The sequence below is a fragment of the Bradyrhizobium sp. SZCCHNR1043 genome (assembly GCF_032489675.1).
Lineage (GTDB): Bacteria > Pseudomonadota > Alphaproteobacteria > Rhizobiales > Xanthobacteraceae > Bradyrhizobium.
The window spans coordinates 509,431-531,672 of the sequence record NZ_JAUEYN010000002.1 but is presented as its reverse complement, the minus strand read 5'-3'; the positions used below and the strand labels follow the sequence as shown (position 1 = coordinate 531,672).

Genomic DNA, 22,242 nt, shown 5'->3' with positions numbered 1-22,242 from the left:
AACTAGCACGGGGACACCAATGAACCAGCCAGCATCGGCCTATTTCATGGAAGAGCGTCACGATCCGAACGAGACGCACACGCTTGCGGTGCTGGTCCAGAACGAGCCGGGCGTGCTCGCGCGCGTCATCGGCCTGTTCTCGGGCCGCGGCTACAACATCGAGAGCCTCACCGTCTCCGAGACCGAGAGCCAGAAGCATCTGTCGCGCATCACCATCGTGACGACCGGCACGCCGATGGTGATCCAGCAGATCAAGCACCAGCTCGACCGCATGATCCCGGTCTACCGCGTCGTCGACATGACGCTGACCAAGCGCGCGATCGAGCGCGAGCTCGCAATGGTCAAGGTGCGCGGCACCGGCGAGCCGCGCGTCGAGGCGCTGCGGCTGGCGGATGCGTTCCGCGCCCGGGTGATCGACGCCACCACGGAAAGCTTCGTGTTCGAGATCACAGGCAATACCGACAAGATCACGCAATTCATCGATCTGATGCGTCCGCTCGGCCTGGTGGAAGTCGCCAGGACCGGCATTGCGGCGATCGGGCGGGGATCGGAAGGGATGTGAGCCATGCTGGCGCGCGACTGGTACTACAACGAACGCAACCGGATCGGGCTCGACCATGCCGTGGCCTCGATCTATGGCTCGGGCGATGATGCCGACGAGCGCGCGCGCGCCGCTCTGAAGATGCTCGGCGTCAAGCCGGGCTGGCGGGTGGCCGACATCGGCTGCGGCAACGGCGTGCTGGCGACAGAGGCGGCGCTGCTGGGCGCGGTGGTCGACGCCATCGACATCTCGCCGGCGATGCTGGCGCTGACCCGGATCTACAGCCGCGACCGCCGTACCGCGGTGCGGATGCATTCGGCGGGGCTGCTGTCGTTCGCCTATGAGGCTACGACCTACGACCTGATCGCCAGCGAGTTCACGCTGCACCATCTGCCGGACTTCTGGAAGGCGGTGGCGCTGGCGCGCATCTTCGCGGCGCTGAAGCCCGGCGCGCAATTCTTCCTGCGCGACATCGTCTATGTCAGCATGCCCGACGGCGCCGAGCGCTCGGTCGAGCAGTGGGCGGACTTCAACATCAAGAACCACGACCTCGCTCGCGACAGCGTCATCACCCACATGCGTGACGAGAACTCGACCTTCGCCTGGGTGATGGAGCGCATGCTCGCCGAGGTCGGATTCGTGACCGTCTCCGCCGACTACCACGCGCCGATGCACGCGACGTATGTGCTGCAGAAGCCGACGGGGCAGGGCTAGGCGCTGATGCTTGTGCACGACGGTGAGGTGGCCACGCTGCCACCCTCCCCTGGAGGGGGAGGGTCGGCTCACATCGCGCGAAGCTGCGATGTGAGCCGGGGTGGGGTGATGCCTCCACGCCGGAGCCGTGTCTGCGGCCCACCCCACCCCGATCGCGCATTGCATGCGCGATCGACCCTCCCCCTCCAGGGGAGGGTGAAGAGTCGTTGTGCGGAGAGAACTCATTAGAATGTCCCAGCAGCTCCTCATCGCCTTCGTCACCTTCGCGTTCGTGATGGCGTTCACGCCTGGGCCGAACAACATCATGCTGCTGTCGTCGGGCGTGACCTACGGCTTCCGCCGCACGGTGCCGCACATGATGGGCGTCAGCTTCGGCTTCGCCTTCATGGTCGGGGCCGTCGGCTTCGGCCTCGCCACGGTGTTCATCTCCTATCCGGTGCTGCAGGAGGTGCTGAAATATCTTGGCGCCGCCTACCTGATCTATCTCGCCGTGGTGATCGCGTTCTCCGGATCGGCCAAGCCGGATGACGACACGACGCCGCGCGGCCCGATGTCGTTCTGGGGCGCGGCGCTGTTCCAGTGGGTCAACGCCAAGGGCTGGGTGATGGTGATCAGCACCATCACCGCCTATGCCGCGATCGCCAGCTTCCCTGCCAATGTCGCGCTGCAGGTCGGGATCAGCTTCGCGATGGCGATCGGCTCGACCATCACCTGGACCCTGTTCGGGACGGCGCTGCGGCCGCTGCTGAGTTCCGAACGCGCGGTGCGCGGCTTCAACATCCTGATGGCCGTGCTGCTGCTCGCCTCGCTCTATCCCGTCTTCATGGACGCATGAGGGAGGCGGCCGCCATGCGAGATCGGGGTTTCCAACCACGCCCAAAATGCTCTAGACACGGGCCGGATTTCGTCCGGGCGCAGCCGCCCGTGCCTCACCCAAGCGTCTGACTTTTCAGCCAATTCCGGCCATCTCAAAGAGGAAACGACAATGCGTGTCTACTACGATCGCGACGCCGATCTGAACCTGATCAAGGGCAAGAAGGTCGTCATCGTCGGCTACGGCAGCCAGGGCCACGCCCACGCGCTCAACCTGAAGGATTCCGGCGTCAAGGACGTCGCGATCGCGCTGCGCAAGGGCTCGGCTTCGGCCAAGAAGGCCGAGGGCGCCGGCTTCAAGGTGATGGAAGTCGCCGAGGCCGCCAAATGGGCCGACCTGGTGATGATGCTGACCCCGGACGAGCTGCAGGGCGACATCTATCGCGAGCACCTGCACGACAACATGAAGCAGGGCGCCGCGCTCGTGTTCGCCCACGGCCTCAACGTGCATTTCAACCTGCTCGACCCGCGCCCCGATCTCGACGTGCTGATGATCGCCCCGAAGGGCCCCGGCCACACCGTCCGCTCCGAATACCAGCGCGGCGGCGGCGTGCCGTGCCTGATTGCGATCGCCAAGGATTCCTCGGGCAACGCCCATGACCTCGGCCTGTCCTACGCCTCGGCGATCGGCGGCGGCCGCGCCGGCATCATCGAGACCACCTTCAAGGAAGAGTGCGAGACCGACCTGTTCGGCGAGCAGGCGGTGCTGTGCGGCGGCCTGGTCGAGCTGATCAAGGCCGGCTACGAGACCCTGACCGAGGCCGGCTACGCGCCGGAGATGGCCTATTTCGAGTGCCTCCACGAGGTGAAGCTGATCGTCGACCTGATCTATGAAGGCGGCATCGCCAACATGAACTACTCGATCTCCAACACCGCCGAATATGGCGAATACGTCACCGGCCCGCGCATCGTCACGGCCGAGACCAAGGCGGAGATGAAGAAGGTGCTCGGCGATATCCAGTCCGGCCGCTTCGCACGCGACTGGATGCTCGAGAACAAGGTCAACCAGACCTCGTTCAAGGCGACCCGCGCCAAGCTCGCCCAGCATCCGATCGAGGAGGTCGGCGCCCGGCTGCGCGACATGATGCCCTGGATCAAGAAGGGCGCGCTGGTCGACAAGTCGAAGAACTGAGTTCGCGCAGGACTTGCTGAGAATTGAGAACGGCGGGCCGAGGCCCGCCGTTTTTGTTTGGTAGGTGAGTCCTTAGGCTGTTTCAGGACGTCGCGCGGCGTGAGGCCAGCGGCGCGAGCAGGCGGACGATCTCGCTGACAGCGACCAGGCCGACGAGCCAGGCGGCGCTGGTCAGGCCGAGGCGGGCGACGATCGGGAGCGTGAAGCTCGCGGCACCGCCGAGTGCGGGCGTGGCGGCCAGCAGCACCAGCTCATACGCCGTGTAGGCGCCCAGCAGGGCGGCGGCAAAGGCGAGCGGAGCCGGGCTTGCGCGCAGAGCCTGCAGCACGCCCCGGGCCGTGGCAGTGGCGCTGAGCGCGGCGGCGCCGATCATCGCGCCCCAGGCCAGCGTGTTGGCATCGACCGGATAGTGCAGGGCGCCGAAGCCGATGCCCTGGTTGACCAGCCAGGCGCCGATCATCACCGGCAGCGCCGTGCGCAGCGGAAGCATGGCGGCCGCAATCACGGCGAAGGCCGCAAACGGCGTCGCGCAGGCGAACACGAAGCTCGCCAGCGCACAGGCGGTCGTCAGCAGCGCGAAACAAAACGCGGCTGCATGCCGCGGCGGGACGGGCGCGAGGCGAGCCTCGGAACCAGAGGGGGCGAGGACGTCGAGAGTCATGGAACATCTCCTGTTGTTGCAATTGTAGTCCAGTTTTGAGGCGGCTGTCAGCCGCTTCGGGAGGTCTGCATCACTGCACGCCGAAGCTCGCGAGCCGGATGCCGCCGAACACGCCGAAGCCGGGTGCCAGGAAGCCGGTCGGGTTCTGGGTGTGACGGTTGAACAGGTTATCGATCCGGCCAAACACCTTGACCTGGTCGGACAGCGCGTAGTCGCCGCGCAGGTTCACGAGCGCATAGCCGGGTGCGACGAGGCCGGTGGTCATGCCGTCGCGGCTGACATCGAGCCAGTCGCCGACCCGCAGCAAGGTGGCCGACAGGCTCAGCGCATCGATCGGCAGCCAGGTGGCGGTGGCGCTCCATTTTTCCTTCGGCCGGCGCAGCAATTGCTGGCCGGTGGCCGCGTCGACGGCGCGGGTGAAGGTGTAGTCCGCGCGCAGCGATATCCGATCGGTGAGCCGCGCCGTCACGAAGCTCTCGGTGCCTTCGGTGGTGGCGAGGCCGACATTGGCGTAGGAGGTGAAGGTCGCGTTGAAATTGATCAGGTTGGTGATGCTGTTGTGGAAGTAGGTCGTGCCGAAGCGGACGCGATCGTCGAACAGCGGCTGTTCGAAGCCGGCATCGTAGCCGGTGCTCTGCTCCGGCCGGAGGTTGGGATTGGCGAAGAAGTTGAACGCCGGAAAATCCTGGTGCAACTGGCTCAAGGTCGGTGCCTTGAAGCCGGTGCCGTAGCTCGCCTTCAGCTTGGTCTCGGTGACCGGCAGGATCACCGCCGGCGCGATCCGGTAGGTGCCATGGCCGCCGAACTGGTCGTTGATGTCGTTGCGCAGGCTCGCCACGACGAACCAGCGCTTCGCGAACTCGGTCTGCAGCTCGACGAAGCCGGCCTTGTTGCCGTTCTCGGCCGAAAGGTCGGTGGTCTTCAGCCGTTCGGTCTGCTGCTCCAGGCCGACGATCAGGTTGTTGCGCGGGGCGAGCTCGGTCACCGCGTGCCAGTCATATTTGATGCGCTCGCCGGTCGCGACCGCGGCAACGGGATTGCCGGCCGTCAGATCGGACGACCAGTTGTTCACATAGTTGACGCCGAAGTAGTTCCTGATGCGGCCGCCGAGCAGCGACCATACGGCTTCCTCGCGCGTCGCCAGTTGATGGACGGTGTGGTTGCTCTGGGCGGCGTCGGGAAAGCTGGGAAAGCCGCTGTCGCCGGTGAACAGCAGGGTGGCGTCAGTGTAGCGGACCACCGAATTGAGCGTCCAGGCCTCGTTGAGATCGACGCCGAGCTTGGACGAGGCGGTGACGTTGTCGTAGGCGTTGCCGATGGCCTTCTGCCCCGCAGGCAGCAATTGCCACGGGGTCACCGGAACGTCACCGGCGTGCAGACGCGCGACGTTGACTGCGTAGTTGACATTGTCCTGAGAGCCGCTCAGCCCCGCGCTCTGGTTGAAGGTCTTGAACGAGCCGCTCTCGACCGAGGCGGTCGCCCGCGCCGGTCCGTCGCCCTTGCGCGTGATCACCGAGATGACGCCGCCGATGGCATCGGAGCCGTACAGCCCGCTCTGCGGCCCGCGCAGCACCTCGAGCTGTTGGATGTCGGCGGCGAGCAGATGCGCGAAATCGAACGCGCCGTTGCCGTTGGTGACGTCGCCTGCGTCGATGCCGTCGATGATGAGCTTGGTGTGGTTGGCATTGGTGCCGCGCATGAAGACGTTGGTCTGGCCGCCCGGGCCGCCGGCCTGCACGATGTTCAATCCGGGGACCGTGCTCAGGATGTCCGGCACGGTGCGGGCCTGCTGCGCGGCGATATCCTTGTCGGTCACCACGGTGATCGCATTCGCGACGTTGGCGACCGGCGTCACAACGCCGGTCGGGCTGACGGCGACGGGGGCGCTGGCCGGCACTGCCGGCTTTGCAGCCGGCGTCTGCCGTCGCGCGGCGTTGCGGGTTGGAGAACCGCCGGACACCGCCGGCCCTGCGGCAGCCGGCTGGCGCGGCGCGTCAACCTCGACCGGCGGCAAAAGGTTGGGGGAGGCGGATTGCTGCGCGGCTGTCGGGAAAGCACCGAGCAGCGCAAACGACACGAGGACGCAGAACGACGACAGAACGGCGCGATGCCGCCTGGCATGGGGAACGGGAGACACGAGTGACCTCGGCATGACGTCAGTGGCACGTCACCGCGAACGAGGTCTCACGCAGGCCTTTGCAGACCTGCCTGAAAACGATGCCAATAACGCCCCGACCGGCATCCTCGCGTGTGACCACGGCTGACGGCAGGTCTCCTGGCTCGCGGGTCATCACCTCCACGTCGCCTTCCCGGGACCGAGATTTCCCAGTGGCCTATGACGCGAGATTCGCCGCTTACAGTTGCGGGGGCAGCTGCGGCCTTCGATCACGTCTCTTGCGAGACGCATCCGGCACCGCATTCCCTTTTGAGCCCCGGTCGAGGGGCACCGTCACGATCACCGTAGGAGTGCGGGCGCACCAAAGTCAATCCGGCGCCCGGTGATCTCCTGGCGATAACGCTGGCCGGTCGGCTTGATGATGCCCGGCCGCCTGCGACAACCATAGCTGTCGTCCCCGCGTTCGCAGGGACCCATAGCCGCCGGCGGTCGTGTGGCGAAGGACGACGATCCAGACATTTTTCCGCCAATTCACATCACGCTGTATGGGTCCCTGCGTTCGCAGGGACGACAGCGGAGTATGAGGAGGCTCGCGAGTCGTTGCTGATGAGGATTGCGTCTTGTGAGCACCCGCTCACTTCTCGACCTTGTTGTGCACCATCCAGAATCGCAGCGTGCGCTGGGCGGTGTCGAGCGACAGGCGGCCGTAGTCGCGTTCCGCGAGCTTGAGCGTGTCGCTGTCGATGGCGTGCTTGATCGGCCGGTGGGTCAGGATTTTCGCCACCACCGACCAGGCCAGCCCGGCGGCACGGCAGGGGATCAGCACGATGTCGGTGCGCGGGCCCTCGAGCACCTTGGCCATCATCTCGGTCGGGACGTTGTTGAGCAGGCCGAGTGCGGCGGAAACCTCGCCGAACCGGCGGGTCTCGGCGAAGAAGGCGATGGCGGCATCGTTGAGCTCGTTCAGCCCCTTCATGCGCTTGACGGCCTCTTCGGCGAGCGTGAAGTCGCGGCCGACCAGGCCGCCGTCGCTGCGCGCAACGTCGGCGATCGCCTTGAGGATCTTCTTGATCTCCTGTTGCAACGCCGGCGGCGCCGAGGCCATCAGCTTGGCGCGCACGGCTTCGGTGGCGCGGCGCAGGAGGTCGCGCAGGTGCTTGGTAGGCAGATCGATGCGCAGCCCGATGATCTCGGACAATTCGTCGTCGTCCTCGGCATGCGCCATCATCCCGGAATAGCCGGTATCGGAGAAGCGCGCGGTCTGGTTGTTGGCGAGCTTGCGGATGACCCGGCGCTCGCCGCGGTCGACGATGATGTCGGTCACCGCCTCGGTCAGATGCGGACGGCTGGAGATCGCCATCAGGTGATCCTGGCCCTTGGTCGCCGCGACCTCGACCAGCGTATGCTCGGTCAGCCGGCTCGAGTGCATCAGCACGCTCTCGGCCACCGAGATTTCGTCGTCACGGGCGAGCTGCTGGATCAATTCGACGGGCGCGTAGTCGACCGGCGCGAGATGCTTGGAGAGCTCGGCCCGCGCGCGGGTCTCTACTCGCGAGACCAGCATGCACAGCACATTGTCGAACACCTTGATCTGGTCCTCGGTGAGGCGTTCGCCGTCATGCAGGAACAGATTGGTGACCTGGCGCAGCGTGTTGACGCGCTTCGCCGAGGGGCCGCTGCGGACGGCCTCTTCGAGCTCGGTGATGATGGAGTGTTCTGAAGGCGGGAGCTGTTCTGGCTGTGACACGATCGCGCTCGTTTGTCCGGATGGCCGGAGCGACAGCGACGCGCTTGTGATCCCGCTGCAAGGCTCTCGGCCGGAGCAGTTTTCGGCACGGGCGATAACAACGCGTTAGGGTCGGAGGACGTAGTACCCCGGAGAAACACGGATACGGAAAATTAAGGCGATACGCGTAGAGGGGGACGACGAGCTGGAGCGCGGTCTTCCGGAGATTCGCCGGACAGGCGATGGAATGAGGCCCGAACACCTCCCCGCGGACGCGGCGACGACAGGCCAGCGAAACGGAAAGGTTAATGATCTCATAATGTCACGGACCTTCCTTCATCCAGTTTGCTCGCTGCCCTCGATCTCACGTCAGCTGTCATCCTCCCAAGCATTGAAACTTAAACCCCATTCTTGCCGCGGCCATTTTGCTGATGCGCCGTGCGCTGCGTGCGGTCTCCCGGTGTTCCAGGGCGGGCTCGGAAGAGGGATGATCTCGCGCGAAAAATCAGCGCCAGCATCGCGCTGCATCCCGTGCGATAATCGCCGCGCAAATCGTTGAGGTCGCCATGAAATCCGTCGTCATCACCGGCGCGTCCACCGGCATCGGCTTCGCCTGTTCGAAGCTCTTGCTCGCGCGTGGCTTCCACGTGTTCGGCAGCGTTCGCAAGCAGGCTGATGCAGACCGTCTGCGCAGCGAGCTCGGCGCCAACTTCACGCCGCTGCTGTTCGATGTGACCGACGAAGCGGCGGTGAAGGCGGCCGCCGGCGAGGTGCGAGCGGCGCTCAAGGGCGAGACGCTCGCCGGTCTGGTCAACAATGCCGGCATCGCCGTCGCGGGGCCGGTGACGGAGCTGCCGATCGAGCAGTTTCGCCATCAGATGGAAGTGAACGTCATCGGTCCGGTCATTGCGACCCAGGCGTTCGCGCCGCTGCTCGGCGCCGATCCGGCCATGAAGGGAGAGCGCGGCCGGATCGTGATGATCAGCTCGGTCGCGGGCCGCAACGGCAACCCGCTGATGGCGCCGTATTCGACCTCGAAGCATGCGGTCGAGGGGCTATCCGAGAGCCTGCGCCGCGAGCTGATGCTGTTCGGCATCGACGTCATCGTCATCGCGCCGGGGGCGGTGAAGACGCCGATCTGGGCCAAGGCCGAGGAGGTCGACCTGTCGCCGTATCAGGCCTCGCCGTTCTTCCCGGCGCTGCAGAAGATTCGTGGCTTCATGCTGCATCTCGGCAAGACCGGGCTGCCGGCCGAGACCATCGCCGCGCGGGTGGCCGACGCCTTGACCCTGCCGGCGCCCAGGGTGCGCTACGAGATCGCGCCCGATGCTATCAGGCAATGGATCGTGCGGGTGCTTCCGAAGCGGACCGTCGATCGCATCATTGCCAAGCGGCTCGGTCTGACGCCGGTGATCAGGGCCTGATGCCGGCGATGACGACCATCGGCAAGACCCAGGCGGAGCTGACCCGCCTGGTCGAGGAGGAGATTCGCGCGCAGCCGGGGTGCGAGACGGCACGCGTGCCGGCCGTTCATGCGCTCGACGTGCGCAGTGGCCGCAACTGGGAGATCCCGCACGTCGTTCTCGGCGATAGCCTGATCAGCGACGTCGACCGCGCCGTGATGAGCGTGCAGCGCCGGCTCGGGCGCGAGCTTCACCTGATCGATGATCCCGTCACGGAGCCAGCGTCGGAAGCCGCCGCGACGCCGCAGATCGACACCGACGACTCCTGACATTCCCTGCGCTGACGTGAGCCCTGCGGGCTCAGGTCAGCAGGCCCTGCCGCAGCGCCAGCCGTACCAGCTCGATGTCGCTGGCGACGCCGAGCTTGTCCTTGATCAGCGAGTGCAGGTTGGCAACCGTCTTCGGGCTGAGATGCAGCGCTGACGCGATCTCGTCGGTGGTCCGTTCGGCCAGCAGCATCTGCATCACCTCGAACTCGCGCGCGGACAGGACGTCGGCGGCCGCCCGCTCGCCGGAGAGCCGGCTGAGCGCGAGCTCGTGATCGATGTCGGGGCTGATCGCGATGCGGCCGGCGAGCACGTCCATGACGGCGCGCACGAGGGTCTCCGGCGGGCTGCTCTTGGTGACATAGCCGCGGGCGCCGGCGCGGATCGCCTGCACCGCGAAGCCCGCATTCTCATGCATCGTGAAGACGAGGATGCGCGCGCTACGATCCCATTGCCGGATGCGGCGGATACCCTCGATGCCGCCGACGCCCGGCATGGTCAGGTCCATGATGACGAGATCGGGCCTGACCTCCTTGAACAGCCGGTAGGCTTCGGCGCCATCGGCGGCTTCGGCGACCACGCGCAGTCCCGGCTGCTTCTGCAGCATCGACCTGTAGCCCTCGCGGACCACGGCATGGTCGTCGACCAGCAGGATGGTGCCGGCGGGCGCCGTCATGCCGCGCATGCCGCTTGCGGCTGGGTAGGCGAGAGGTCGGGCAGGGCCGGCAGCGGAATCTCGACGCGGAGTCGCGCGCCACCGCCGGAGGCGGCCGCGAAGCTCATCTGGCCTCCCATGGAGGCGACGCGCTCGCGCATGCCGAGCAGGCCCATGCCCGGCTTGTCGGGAGCTTCACCTGCGGGACCGTCGTCTTCGACGGTGAGCACGGTCGCGCTCGCCGGCCCGTCCTGAAGCGTCAACTGCAGCCGCACGCGCGTCGCTCCGGCGTGCTTGACGGCATTGGTGAGCGCCTCCTGGGCGATGCGGTAGAGGTTGGTGGCGATGATGCCGGGCAGTCGGTCGATGCCGCCCGACAGGCTGATCTCGAAAACGGTGCGGCCGTGCTGCCGCCTGTTCCACCCGGCGACGAGGCCTTCGAGGCTGGCGGCGAGGCCGAGCTCGTCGACATCAGGTGGACGCAGCCGCATCAGCGCGCCGCGCAATTGGTCCATCATGTCGCTCGCGGTGCGCGCGATGCCGTCGCATTCGCCCACCAAAGCGGGGCAATCCTGCGCCGCGCTGTGACGGATCGACGCCGCGAGCGCCCGGATCGCCGCCAGCGACTGGCCGAATTCATCATGCAGCTCGCGCGCGAGGTGGCGGCGCTCGTCGTCCTCCAGGGCGATCAGGCGCCGGGTCAATTCGCTGCGCTGGGCCAGCGCTGTCTCCAGCCCCTCGGCGAGCTGGTTGAAGGCATCGCGGATCGCCGACAGCTCGGCAAGGTCGAACGGCGGCAGCCGTGCCGACAGATCATGGGCCGCGATCCGCTCCAGCCCGGCGCGGATCAGCCGGGTCGGGCGCAGCGCGCGGGCCAGCGCGGCGTAGGCCAGAATGCACAGCAGCGCCAGCGCCGTCCCGAGCACGGGCAGCAGCCGGCTGAGCTCGCGCCAGGCCTCCGCGGTCATGACGCCGGCATCGGCCCAGACGACGGCATCGCCGGTCCTTTCGCCGCGAAAGCTGACCGGCCGTGCCGCTTCCCGGCCTGGATCGAACAGCCGCCGATACAGCATCGCGAAGGCGCGGGGCGGATCGTCCGTCTGCGCCTCGGCGCCGCCGCAGATGCGCTGCACGATCGCGCCGTCGACGCCGCGATAGGCGATGCACAGGCCCGGTCGCATCGCGGCGGCGGCGACCGCATCGAGGTCGGGAAAGCCGGCCGGCGGGCTGTTGACCCAATGCATCTTGCTTTGCTGCAATTGCAGCGTCCTGGCCGTGATCTCGGCGATCCGCTCATTGCGCGCATGCACCGAGCGGTCGGTGTCGAACAGCACATAGGCGCAGATCGCCCCAAAGCAGAGCGCCGAGACCACCGAGATGCGCAGGGTCAGACGGTATTTGAGGTCGTAGCGGGTCCACATCTTCGGCACGTCCATGGTAGCCCTGCCCGCCGGCATTTAACGGCAGAACCGCCTGGGCCAAAAGCGCTGCGGCCTGGTCGCCGTCACCGTCGTGAAAATTTCCCGTGCCGCGCCGGGACCGCGGCCGCTGCGGCCATAGCGCCGCTGCGCCTAGCTTTGGATCGCCAGACATCGCTGCAGGGGGATCCCATGTCGAACCGTCGCGTCGTCCGTTGTCTCGTTCTCGCGCTTGCTTTCGCGGCCGGTCCGGTCCGCGCCGCCTCCGGCGATGTCCCGGCTGTGCTGGTCGACGATTTCAGCTATCTCGACACGTCCGGCGAGCCGGTCGATCAGACCGCAGCGCATCAGCGGCGGCTGGATGCATTCATCGCCGCGCTCCGCAGCGACGTCGCCGCCGACGCGCGGCTGCGGCCGGTCAGCCCGTCCTGCGCGCCGTCCTGTCCCACCGATGCGTCCCCGGAGGTCCGGCTGCAGATGGCGGCCGAGGCCGGCGCAACCGTCGTGATCACCGGCGGAGTCCAGAAGCTCTCCACGCTGGTGCAGTGGGCGCGCGCCGCGGCCATCGACGTCGCCTCCCATCGGGTCGTCTTCGACAAGGTCTTCACCTTCCGCGGCGATAGCGACGAGGCCTGGCAGCGCGCTGCGATCTTCGTTTCGCGCCAGGTCCGTGACGCACTGGCGCCGCCGGAGCCGATCCGGCTGGCGCTGCTGCCGTTCGAGCTCGACGACACCAGCGCAGGCGCGGCGCTCGGCGAGACCGAATCCGACCAGAAGGGGCTGCAGGAGGCGACCGACGCGGTGCGGCAGCTGCTGGCACAGTCCGGGCGCTATCGCCTGGTGGACGCGGCCGGCGAGATCAAGCCGGGGCAGCCGGTGCGTGAGTGCGACGATTGCGAGGCCCGGGCGGCCCGCGCCGTCGGCGCCCAGCAATCGCTGCTCGGCATCGTCCGGCGGATCGGCCGCACCGAATACATCATCGGCTTTCGTGTCCGCCAGGCCGACAGTGGCGCGCTCGTCGCCGCCGGTGACAGCGGATTGCGCCTCGGCGCCAATTATTCCTGGAGTCGCGGCGCGGTGCGTCTGGTGCGCGAGCGGCTGCTCGAGACCGGCACCCAGAATTGAAAAAGGGCGAGGATCGGTACGCGAGGACGGCAGTGATGCCACCTCTCGTCGTGGCGCGAGACGACACGCCGCCCTCCGTGCAAATCCGGGCTGTTGTGATTTGTGACGATTTCATTACGGTCGGATGACAGGATAGGCTTCCTTGATCTGTCGGCATGCGCCGGCGAAGGGCGCCTGCATTCGACCGCCTGATGTCACTGACCCCGAACGACCAACCGATCACCACGCTCGCCGCGGCGAGCGCAACACGCTCCGCGGCCGTCCGGCTGTCCGCCGTCGCCGCGCCGCATGTCGCGGCGCTGGCCCTGATGCTGCACACCGAGACCGATTTCGGCTCGCGGCTCGGCTTCGTGCTGGCCTGGGGCATCCTGAACTGCTTCTGGCTGGTGCTGCTGCGGCGGCCTGCGGTGTCCGGCGCGTTGGCGCTGACCATGGTCGTGGTGCTGGTGCTGCTGTCGCAGCTCAAGCACGCCGTGGTCCAGATGACCGCGAACTTCGTCGACGTGATGCTGATCGATCACGACAGCGCGGCGTTCCTGTTCACGATCTTCCCGAACCTGAAGCTGTCGGTGCTGGTGGCGGCGGCGGTGGTGCTGCCGCTGATGGGATTGCTGTGGTGGGCCGATCCGTTCCGCGTGGCGCGGCTGCCGGCGCTGGCTGGCAAGCTCGCGTGTCTCGCCGCGCTGACACTGTATTCGCTCAACTGGCGCGACGAGACCTGGCGCGGCTATTATGACGACGGCTATCTGTCGAAATTCGCCCGCTCCGGCGTCACGGCGGTGTCGGACTTCCTCGCCAACGGCTTCATGGAATCCGACGCCACGGCTGATCGAAGTCTGGCTGCCTTCGTCCCGGATTCCTGTCATCCGGCCGCGCGCCGGCCGAACATCGTGCTGATCCACGACGAATCGAGCTTCGACATCCGCTCGGCGCCAGGCATCAAGGTGCCGGATGGCTATGGCAGCCATTTCAAGTCGTTCGACGGCAAGGCGCGGCAGTTCATGGCCGAGAGCAATGGCGGGCCGAGCTGGTTCACCGAGTACAACGTGCTGGCCGGCCTGTCGTCGCGCTCGTTCGGCCGCTTCGCCTATTTCGTGACCCGGATCGCGTCCGGCCGGGTCGAGCGCGGCCTGCCGCTGGCGCTGCGCAATTGCGGCTACGACACGGTGTCGCTCTATCCCGCGCAGGGTGCCTTCATGAGCGCGCGCAGCTTCCAGACCACGGTCGGCGTCGATCGTTTCCTCGACGCGCGCGATCTCGGCGCCAAGGGCGTCGAGCCCGACGGCTTCTTCTACGATGCCGCGCTCGATCTGATGCAGCACCGGCCGCGCGGAAAGCCGCTGTTCATGTTCGTCTATCTCGCTGCCAACCATTTCCCGTGGGAGACGACGTTCCGGCCCGACCTGACGCCATCCTGGCGCGCGCCCGGCAATCTGCCTTCGATCGATGAGTATCTGCGCCGCCAGGCGATGAGCGCGACGGACTATCAGCGCTTCCTCGCCAGCCTGAAGAAGCGCTTCGGCGACCAGCCGTTCCTGATCGTGCGCTATGGCGATCACCAGCCGGAGTTCTCGCCGCACATTCTCGATCCCAAGCTCGACGAGGCCGGCATCGGCGAGAAGCTCGAGAGCTATGATCCGCGCTATTATCAGACCTATTACGCCGTCGATGCCGTCAATTTCGAGCCGCGCCAGAGCGCGGTCGTGATGGACCGGATCGACGCCGCCTATCTGCCGCTGGTCACCTTGGAGGCGGCCGGCATTCCGCTCGATCCGTCCTTTGCCGAGCAGAAGGAGATCATGCTCCGCTGCAAGGGTGTGTTCTACGCCTGCGGCGACGGCGCCGAGGCGCGCCGCTTCAACCGCATGCTGATCGACGCCGAGCTGATCCGGGGGCTGTGACCGGCCGACGCCAAGGTCGGCCGGGCAACGTGTTTGCAACGCCCGCTGCTACTCCGCCGCCGTGTCGGTGACGATGCCGCCGATGTTCTGCCAGTGGGCGCCGTCGAACTGGATCATCTGCAACTGCTTGTTGACGCGATAGTCCGTCGGCGAGGTCGTGATGCTGATGCCGGGCAGCAGCATGCCGAGCTCGACACGGTTGAGGTTAGTGGCCTGCTTCAGCACGTTCTCTCGCGTCAGCTCGTCGCCGCACTGCTTCAGCACCTGGACCAGGAGCTCGGCGGTGATGTAGCCATAGACGTTGAAGTTCGAGCCCTTGTCGCCGTCGGGATAGTACTTCTCCATGAAGGCGAGATAGCGCTGTACGCCGGGGTCGTTCTTGAAGCCTTCTTCGAGCGGATCCTTGACGTAGCCGACGCTGATCAGACCCTTGGCATTCTCGAGCCCGGCGGGCTTCAGGGTGGCGCCCAGCGAATTGGCATTGATGTCGACGATGTGGACCGGCTTCCAGCCGAGCTCGGCGACCTTCTTGATGGCCTGCGCCGCCTGCTTCGGCGTCGAGGCACTGAACAGCAGATCGGCGCCGGCGTCCTTCAGCTTCAGGATGTGAGAATCGATCGTCGGCTCGGTGATCTCGTACGACGATTCGGCGACGATCATCTTGGCGGCCTTGTCGCCCAGCCCGGCCTTCAGGCCGGCGAGATAGTCGCGGCCGAGATCGTCGTTCTGGTAGAGCACGCCGATCTTGGCGTCGGGATAGGTCTTGAGGATGTATTGGCCGTAGATGCGGCCTTCGACGACGTAGCTCGGATTGAATCCCATCGTCCAAGGAAAATGCTTGGGATCGGTGAAGCGCGAGGCGCCGGTGGCCGCGAACAGCTGCGGCACCTTCTTCGTGTTGAGATATTTCTGCACGGCGACATTCGGCGCGGTGCCGATGATCTGGAACGTCAGCAGCACCTCGTCGCTCTCGACCAGCTTGCGCACCTGCTCGACCGTCTTCGGCGGTGAATAGGCGTCGTCATACTGGATCAGGTTGATCTTGCGCCCGTTCACGCCGCCCTGGTCGTTGATCATCTTCATATAGGCGGCCTGCGCCTTGCCGATGGTGGCATAGGCCGACGCCGGGCCGCTCAGCGGCACGGTCTGCCCGACCTTGATCTCGCTGTCGCTGGCGCCGGTATCGTACTTCTTCTCGGCGGCCAACGCCGGCGCGGTTGCCGCGAGCGACAGCAGAGCAAGCGCGGCCAGCGCGGTGGTCCCAATCCTCATCACATCCACTCCCTGAATATCTTTGTGAAACTCACTCGGCCTTGATGGCGGCGTCGCGGATGACCGCGCTCCATTTCTTGGTTTCGTCGGCGATGAACTGGCCGAATGCTGCAGCGTCGCGCGGCTGCGGATCGAGCCCCTGGGCGAGCAGCTTCTGCTTCACCTCGGGTGCGGCGAGATCGGCGAGGATTTCGCGCGACAGCCGGTCGACGATGGGCTGCGGCGTCGCGCCCGGCGCCATGAAGCCGTACCAGCCCGACGCGACCACGTTCGGCAGGCCCTGCTCGCGCAGGGGCGGCGCCTGCGGATAGATCGCGCTGGGCTCGGTGGCGGCGACGCCGAGCACGCGGAACTGGCCGGCCTGGATGTAGGGCAGCGCGGTGCTGATCGCGGTCAGCGTTGCATCGACGCGGCCGGCGAGCAGCTCGGTGTAGGCCATCGAGTCGCCGCGGAAGGGAATGTTGAGGCCGGTCACCTTGGCGTCGCGGAACAGCAGCTCGGCCGCGAGATGCGGCTGCGAGCCGGCACCCGGCGAGGCGAAGGTCAGGCCCTCGGGCTTGGACCTGCCGTAGGCGATCAGCTCGGCCAGCGTCTTGAACGGCGCGTTGGCGCTGATCATCAGGAAGATCGGCGCAACGACGGTGCCGGCCACGGGGCGCAGGTCCTTCACCGGATCGTAGGTCAGCTTGCCGAACAGCGCTTCGGCGGTGACGTAGGGCGCGGCGGCGTAGAGCAGGGTGTAGCCGTCGGGTGCGGCGCGGGCGACGAGGTCGTTGGCGATGCGGCTGCCGGCGCCCGGCTTGTTCTCGACGATGAACTGCTGGCCGAGGTGATGTTCGAACTCCGCCGCCAGAAGGCGCAGCGAGATGTCGCTGGCGCCGCCGGCGCCATAGGGACAGATCAGCCGCACCATGCGGGTCGGCCAATCGCCCTCGGCTCGTGCACGATGGCCGTAGCCCAGCGCCAGCGCGGCCGCTGCACCGAGCAGGCCGCGGCGCGTCATCGTCGGTTGTCTCATCGCGCGTCTCCCTGTCTGCTGCATCCCTTGTCCGGGCTGCTCCGGCGCGTTCTTCGCCGCGCCTTGTCGTCTTTGCTCGCGCCGCGTCAGATCACCTTCCTGCGGGCGAGATCGTCCATCTCCTGGTCTGATAGTCCGAGCCAGCCCTGGTAGATCTCGCGGTTGTCCTGGCCGACGTCGCCGGCGGCATGGCGCAGCGTGGCGGGATCGTTGCCAAAGCGCGGCACGACGTTCGACATCGCCACCGAGCCGAAATCGCGGTCGGGCACGCGCGTGATCATCTCGCGCGCGATCGCCTGCGGATCAGTCGCGATCTGGTCGATCGCGTAGATCGGCGCGATCGTTCCCTTGGCCTCGGTGAAGCGGGCGACGACATCATCCAGGTCATGCGCGGCGCACCAGGCGGCGAAGATCGCGTTGAGTTCGGCCGCATGCTTCACCCGCGAGGCATTGTTCGCGAAGCGCGGATCCTCGATCAGGTCGGGACGATCGATCGCGCGACAATTGGCGGCGTAGAGCGCGTTGGTCGAGCCGGCGAGCGTCACCCAGCGATCGTCGCGGGTGCGATAGACCGCGGCCGGCGCCGAGTAGCCGTTGGCATTGCCGATCCGGCTGCGGCTGGAGCCGAGCTGATCGTGCTCGACCGGCAGCACGTCGAGCAGCCGGAACACGGCCTCCGTCAGCGCCAGGTCGATCTCCTCGCCCGGCGCCTCGGGATCAACAGCCCGCTTCCACAACGCTGCCAGCACGCCGAGTGCGCCGAACGCGCCGCCGATGGCATCGCCGATCGGATAGCCCGGATGGGTCGGCTCGCCCTCGGCCTCGCCGGTGATGTAGGTGAGCCCGCCCATCGCCTCGAAGATGCGGGCAAAGCCCGGACGGTCGCGGTACGGCCCGTCCTGGCCGAACGCGGTGGCGCGCAGGATGACGAGGCGCGGCTGGATCGACCACAGCACCTCTTTCGTCAGCCCCCAGCGGTCGAGCGTGCCCGGGCGGAAGTTCTCGATCAGGACGTCGAAGCGCGGCAGCAGCCGCTTGAACAGCGCGAGCCCCTCCGGCGTGCGCAGGTCGAGCGTCGCGAGGCTCTTGTTGCGGTTGGCGGTCTTCCACCACAGCGGCTTGCCGTCCTTGAACGGCGGAAAGGTGCGGACAGCGTCGCCATGGCCCGGCATCTCGATCTTCAGAACCTCGGCGCCGTAGTCGGCGAGCAGCGTCGCCGCGAACGGTGCAGCGATGATCGTCGCGATGTCCAGAACGCGCAAACCCTGGAGTGGCCCGGCCATGTCGTGATGCACCTGTCTCAGCCGGCTTCGGCCGCAAGCGCCGGCTCCGGCGCGCGCCTGATGATCTCGGGCTCGGCTTCGTTGATGAGCGCCCGGATGCTGGCGGCGAGCGCCGTGATGCGCGGACCGATCTCGGCCTCGAGCTGACCCGGCTGCAGCCGGAAAGCGGGAATGCCGCAATTGATCGCGAAGGCGCGGCCGGAGCTATTCGCGTAATGCAGCGGCGCAGCGACGGCGTGAATCGCGGGCATGTATTCGCCGACACAGGTGCAGAAGCCGCGCTCGGCACATTGCGTGATGCCGTCGAAATAGAGCGTGCGGAAGCTGGCCCATTGCCTGGCATCGTCGGCGGCGAGCTGCGCGTCGAAGCGCGCGGCTTCGGCTGGAGGCAGGATCGCGGCCGCCGCGCGTCCCATCGCGGTCGCGACCACGGTGATCGGCATGCCGATGTCGGGAACGTGCGGCCCGACATCGCCGGAGCGCGCCGTCTCGACATACACCACGGCGTTGCCGTCGAGCAGGCCGATCGAGACGGTGCCGCGCACGCTGGCGGCAAAATCCTGCATCAACGGCCGTGCGAGCTGCCGGAACGGCATGTCGGCGAGCAGCGGATGCGCCATCCGCAGCGCGCGGACACCAAGGCGATATTTCGCGAGGTCCTGGTCGAAGGAGAGATAGCCGAGCTCGGTGAGCGTGTGGGTCAGCCGGGCGACCGTAGGCCGCGGAATTCCGGTGCGCACCGATATGTCCATGTTTCCGAGCACGGGAGATTCCGTCCCGAACGCCTCCAGCACGATGAGGCCCTTGGCCAGCGTGGTGGCAAAGGCGGCGTCGCCGGCGCTGTCGGCCAGCATCGTTTCGAGGGCGCGATTGCGGACGGCGAGGGCGGATCGTGGTGGTGCGGGCATGCGGCGCAGAATGATCCAGGAATTTTGGAGAGTCCATATATTTGTAGATGTGATGATTAAGCGTCCATTATGTGGACAAATGTCGGACGTGCGGTGGCCACGCGCGATGCTCGCCCGATCGTGGCTTGTGACGCGGGTGGAGGCCCGCTACCGGTGCCGCCTCAACGTCCGGGAGGCCAATCGATGTCGACATCAGTCAAGCAGATGCTGGAAGCCGCCAACGCCGCGGTTCCGAAGATCACGCCGGCCGAGGCGCAGGCCATGATCGCCAAGGGCAACACCCTCATCGTCGACGTGCGCGATGCGCCGGAGGTCGAGAAGAGCGGCAAGATTGCCGGCGCCGTGCACGTTTCGCGCGGCATGCTCGAATTCCGCGCCGATCCGGACTCGCCCTATCACGACAAGAATTTCGCCAAGGACAAGAGCGTGATCCTGTATTGCGCCTCGGGCGGCCGCTCGGCGCTGTCGGGCAAGACGCTGAAGGATCTCGGCTACGACAAGGTGTTCAACGTCGGCGCGTTCAAGGACTGGGCCGAGAATGGCGGCGCGGTGGAGAAGCCGATCGAGCCGGGGATGTGAGCGTGCCCAGCTGATTGGTGCGGCGGTCGCAGCGCCAACCACCGCCGTCATTGCGAGCGAAGCGAAGCAATCCAGGGCTCCGCAAGGACTCTGGATTGCTTCGGCGCTACGCGCCTCGCAATGACGTGCTGCGAAGGCGAAGGCTTACTTCGCGATCTTGCTCCACAGCCAGCGCGCCACCGCCTGCGGCGAGGACTGTGCGTCACTACCGGAAGCGCGCAGATTGGCCTGCTGCATGGTCGCGATGTCGATGCGGCCGAGCAGCGGCCGTAACGCATCCTGCAATGCGCGGTCCTCGGCGCGCTTCGGCGACAGCAGCAGGATCGCGTCGTAAGGCGGGATCGCCTGCTTGGGATCGTCGAGCACGACGAGGTCGTATTTCGCGATCAGCCCGTCGCTGGTGTAGCCGGCGATGACGTCGACCTCGCCGGACGCGACTGCCGCATACATGAAGTCGGGCTGCATCTGGCGCTGGGCGCGGAAGGCGAGACCATAGGCGTCGCGCAGGGCCGCCCATTCCGGGCGCGAGAAGAACTCGTAGTCGCCGGCGATCGACATCTCGGAGGCATGGCGCGCGAGGTCGGCGATCGAGCGGATGCCGAAGGCTTCCGCCTTCTTGCGCGGCATCACCAGCGCATAGGCGTTCTCGAAGCCGAGCTCGCCGAGCAGGGTGACCTTGTCCTTGGCGAGATCCTGCTTCAACGCATCGAGCAGTGCGACGCGCGGCAGCTGCTCCGTGTGGTGGAACTGGTTCGCCCACAGCGTGCCGGAATACTCGACATAGAGATCGATGTCGCCGCTCTTGAGCGCACCATAGATGACGCTGGAGCCGAGGCCGGCGCGGGATGTGGCCGTGAGGCCTGCCGCCTGCAGCCGCTCGCTGAGCAGCGCCGACAGCACATATTGTTCGGTGAAGGTCTTGGCGCCGATCACGTAGCGCGCGGACGTGCCGGCGAGCGAGGGTAGCAGGCTGGCGCCGACCATCAGCGCGATCGTCGCGGTGCCGAGGCCCACGCGGGCGCGGCTGCGCGTGCGCAAGCCATGCTCGATCAGCGCTAGCAGCTGATCGACCGCAAGCGCCAGCACCGCGGCGGCGACGCAGCCGAACACGACCAGCACCCAGTTCTGGGTCTGCAATCCGGCAAAGATGTAGTTGCCGAGCGAGGTCTGGCCGATCGGCGTCGACAAGGTCGCGGTGCCGATCACCCACACCGCCGCGGTGCGGATGCCGGCCATGATGACCGGCAGCGCCAGCGGCAGCTCCACCATCGTCAGCGCCTGGCGCTCGGTCATGCCGACGCCCTTGGCGGCCTCGATCAGGCTGGCGTCGACGCCGTTCAGCCCGGTGATGGTGTTGCGCAGCACGGGCAGCATCGAATACAGCGCCAGCGCCAGCATGGCCGGCAGGAAGCCGAAGGCCGAGAACGACAGGCCGAACCAGCGCAAGCTCAGTGCCGCCAGCGCCAGCAGCAGCGGATAGAACAGCGCCAGCAGCGCCAGTCCCGGCACCGTCTGCACCACGCTGGCGACGCCGAGCAGCAGATTGCGCAGGGCAGGGTGATTGCGCGCGACGAGCGCGAGCGGGAAGCTGATGGCGAGACCGAGCGCGAGCGCCGCGATGCTGACGCGCAGATGGCTGCCGAGATAGTCGGCGAGATGCGACAGCGCCTCGGCGAAGCGTGGATCCGACAGGACGCTCATGCCGCCCCGCTGTCGGGCAGCAGCGCCACCAGCCGCGCCGCCTGCCGCCGCGGCGTCGTCATCAGCTCCGTCACGTAGGGTTCGCGGCTGGCCGCGAGCTCGGCCGGCGTGCCGACCTCGACGAGGCGTCCGCCGCGCATCACCGCGATGCGGTCGGCGAGCAGCAGCGCCTCGGTGATGTCATGCGTGATCATGATCGTGGTCAGCGCGAGCTTGTCGTGCAGCGCGCGATAGTCGCCGCCGAGCGCATCGCGCGTCAGCGGATCGAGCGCGCCGAACGGCTCGTCCATCAGCACGATGCGCGGCCGCGCCGCGAGCGCGCGGGCGACGCCGACACGCTGGCGCTGGCCGCCGGATAGCGCGTGCGGCAGCCGGTCGCGATGCGCCTTGCGGTCGAGCTGGACGAGGTCGAGCAGCTCGTCGACGCGCGTGGCGATCTCGGCCGGCGGGGTCCCCAGCAGCCTGGGGGTGATGCCGATATTGGCGGCAACCGTCATGTGCGGAAACAGCGCCCCGTTCTGGAACACATTGCCAACCCGGCGACGCAGGCTGACAGGATCGAGGCCGGCGATATCCTCGCCGGCAATCCGGATCGTGCCGCCGTCCAGCTCGATCAGGCGGTTGGTCAGCCGCAGCAGCGTGGTCTTGCCCGAGCCGGAGCCGCCCACGATTGCCAGGAACTCACCCTCGGCGATCTCCAGCGATACGCCGTCGACCGCGGTCACGGCGCCTGCCGCGCCGGGGAAACTCTTGCGGACATTGGCATAGACGATGAACGGCGTGCGCTGCATGCGGCCTTTTGGAGCGGTTGGCCTTGGCTCAGGCCGAACACCTAGCACGTCCGGCCGCCGCGTTGAACTTCGCCCCGCAAGCGGCTAAGCCGTCCCGGC

At 67.0% G+C, this 22,242-nt stretch carries 20 protein-coding genes and 1 riboswitch; of the genes, 9 read left to right on the top strand and 11 right to left on the bottom strand.

Going from position 1 to position 22,242, the window contains the following annotated elements:
- The first annotated feature begins 19 nt into the window (after window positions 1-19).
- The 4 genes from ilvN to ilvC all read left to right on the top strand — a co-directional run bounded on the left by ilvN (window position 20) and on the right by ilvC (window position 3,260).
- Window positions 20-562: an acetolactate synthase small subunit gene (gene ilvN / locus QX039_RS05160; protein ID WP_315736889.1), complete on the top strand. Its 543-nt coding sequence runs from the start codon at window positions 20-22 to the stop codon at window positions 560-562.
- A gap of 3 nt (window positions 563-565) precedes the next feature.
- Window positions 566-1,255 carry a class I SAM-dependent methyltransferase gene (locus QX039_RS05155; protein ID WP_315771682.1) on the top strand — a complete coding sequence of 230 codons (690 nt, stop codon included), beginning with the start codon at window positions 566-568 and terminating at the stop codon, window positions 1,253-1,255.
- 229 nt (window positions 1,256-1,484) lie between these two features.
- Entirely contained in the window at window positions 1,485-2,090 is a 606-nt protein-coding gene (locus tag QX039_RS05150) for a LysE family translocator (RefSeq protein ID WP_315771680.1), read from the top strand.
- A 150-nt stretch (window positions 2,091-2,240) separates the two neighbouring features.
- Window positions 2,241-3,260 (top strand): ketol-acid reductoisomerase, encoded by a 1,020-nt coding sequence (ilvC, locus tag QX039_RS05145; protein WP_315736892.1) that lies wholly within the window; start codon window positions 2,241-2,243, stop codon window positions 3,258-3,260.
- 82 nt (window positions 3,261-3,342) lie between these two features.
- On the opposite strand, the gene QX039_RS05140 is transcribed toward ilvC, so the two are convergent.
- From QX039_RS05140 to QX039_RS05130, 3 genes are all read right to left on the bottom strand, one after another.
- A complete protein-coding gene (locus QX039_RS05140) occupies window positions 3,343-3,921 on the bottom strand; it encodes a hypothetical protein (protein WP_315771678.1) in 579 nt (192 codons plus the stop codon).
- Window positions 3,922-3,991: 70 nt separating this feature from the next.
- Window positions 3,992-6,073, bottom strand: coding sequence for a TonB-dependent receptor domain-containing protein (locus QX039_RS05135; protein WP_409998854.1), 2,082 nt, complete (start codon window positions 6,071-6,073; stop codon window positions 3,992-3,994).
- Window positions 6,074-6,168: 95 nt separating this feature from the next.
- Window positions 6,169-6,387: riboswitch (cobalamin riboswitch) on the bottom strand.
- Window positions 6,388-6,671: 284 nt separating this feature from the next.
- Window positions 6,672-7,784, bottom strand: a complete 1,113-nt coding sequence (locus QX039_RS05130) for a DUF2336 domain-containing protein (RefSeq protein ID WP_315736896.1) — start codon at window positions 7,782-7,784, stop codon at window positions 6,672-6,674.
- Window positions 7,785-8,329: 545 nt separating this feature from the next.
- On the opposite strand from QX039_RS05130, the gene QX039_RS05125 reads away from it, so the two are divergent.
- Both QX039_RS05125 and QX039_RS05120 read left to right on the top strand, forming a co-directional pair.
- Window positions 8,330-9,187, top strand: a complete 858-nt coding sequence (locus QX039_RS05125) for an SDR family oxidoreductase (RefSeq protein WP_315736897.1) — start codon at window positions 8,330-8,332, stop codon at window positions 9,185-9,187.
- On the top strand, window positions 9,187-9,495 hold the full coding sequence (locus tag QX039_RS05120) for a hypothetical protein (protein WP_315736898.1): 309 nt from the start codon (window positions 9,187-9,189) through the stop codon (window positions 9,493-9,495). Before QX039_RS05125 ends, QX039_RS05120 begins: the two co-directional genes overlap by 1 nt.
- A gap of 31 nt (window positions 9,496-9,526) precedes the next feature.
- Here QX039_RS05120 and QX039_RS05115 read toward each other — a convergent pair whose 3' ends face one another.
- Window positions 9,527-10,168, bottom strand: coding sequence for a response regulator transcription factor (locus QX039_RS05115; RefSeq protein ID WP_315736899.1), 642 nt, complete (start codon window positions 10,166-10,168; stop codon window positions 9,527-9,529).
- Window positions 10,165-11,568, bottom strand: a complete 1,404-nt coding sequence (locus tag QX039_RS05110; RefSeq protein WP_315737076.1) for a sensor histidine kinase — start codon at window positions 11,566-11,568, stop codon at window positions 10,165-10,167. Before QX039_RS05110 ends, QX039_RS05115 begins: the two co-directional genes overlap by 4 nt.
- Before the next feature lie 189 nt (window positions 11,569-11,757).
- Between QX039_RS05110 and QX039_RS05105 the strand changes: the two genes are divergently transcribed.
- Complete coding sequence (locus tag QX039_RS05105) at window positions 11,758-12,690, top strand: DUF2380 domain-containing protein (protein ID WP_315736901.1); 933 nt, start codon at window positions 11,758-11,760, stop codon at window positions 12,688-12,690.
- A 191-nt stretch (window positions 12,691-12,881) separates the two neighbouring features.
- Window positions 12,882-14,591, top strand: coding sequence for a sulfatase-like hydrolase/transferase (locus QX039_RS05100; RefSeq protein WP_315771676.1), 1,710 nt, complete (start codon window positions 12,882-12,884; stop codon window positions 14,589-14,591).
- Between the two features lie 48 nt (window positions 14,592-14,639).
- Here QX039_RS05100 and QX039_RS05095 read toward each other — a convergent pair whose 3' ends face one another.
- The 4 genes from QX039_RS05095 to QX039_RS05080 all read right to left on the bottom strand — a co-directional run bounded on the left by QX039_RS05095 (window position 14,640) and on the right by QX039_RS05080 (window position 19,072).
- Window positions 14,640-15,863, bottom strand: a complete 1,224-nt coding sequence (locus QX039_RS05095; RefSeq protein ID WP_315771675.1) for an ABC transporter substrate-binding protein — start codon at window positions 15,861-15,863, stop codon at window positions 14,640-14,642.
- Window positions 15,864-15,894: 31 nt separating this feature from the next.
- Window positions 15,895-16,881 (bottom strand): tripartite tricarboxylate transporter substrate binding protein, encoded by a 987-nt coding sequence (locus tag QX039_RS05090; protein ID WP_315771673.1) that lies wholly within the window; start codon window positions 16,879-16,881, stop codon window positions 15,895-15,897.
- 86 nt (window positions 16,882-16,967) lie between these two features.
- On the bottom strand, window positions 16,968-18,164 hold the full coding sequence (locus tag QX039_RS05085; RefSeq protein ID WP_315771671.1) for a CoA transferase: 1,197 nt from the start codon (window positions 18,162-18,164) through the stop codon (window positions 16,968-16,970).
- A 17-nt stretch (window positions 18,165-18,181) separates the two neighbouring features.
- Window positions 18,182-19,072, bottom strand: a complete 891-nt coding sequence (locus tag QX039_RS05080; RefSeq protein WP_315771670.1) for an IclR family transcriptional regulator — start codon at window positions 19,070-19,072, stop codon at window positions 18,182-18,184.
- A 183-nt stretch (window positions 19,073-19,255) separates the two neighbouring features.
- Here QX039_RS05080 and QX039_RS05075 point away from each other — a divergent pair, with 183 nt between their 5' ends.
- The gene (locus tag QX039_RS05075; protein WP_315736910.1) at window positions 19,256-19,651 is read left to right on the top strand and encodes a rhodanese-like domain-containing protein; all 396 of its coding nucleotides are present in this window, start codon (window positions 19,256-19,258) and stop codon (window positions 19,649-19,651) included.
- A gap of 144 nt (window positions 19,652-19,795) precedes the next feature.
- Here the strand turns inward: QX039_RS05075 and QX039_RS05070 are convergent, their stop codons facing one another.
- On the bottom strand, window positions 19,796-21,352 hold the full coding sequence (locus tag QX039_RS05070; RefSeq protein WP_315771668.1) for a glycine betaine ABC transporter substrate-binding protein: 1,557 nt from the start codon (window positions 21,350-21,352) through the stop codon (window positions 19,796-19,798).
- A complete protein-coding gene (locus QX039_RS05065; protein WP_315771665.1) occupies window positions 21,349-22,143 on the bottom strand; it encodes an ATP-binding cassette domain-containing protein in 795 nt (264 codons plus the stop codon). The genes QX039_RS05070 and QX039_RS05065 overlap by 4 nt, the downstream gene beginning before the upstream one ends.
- Between the last annotated feature and the right edge of the window lie 99 nt (window positions 22,144-22,242).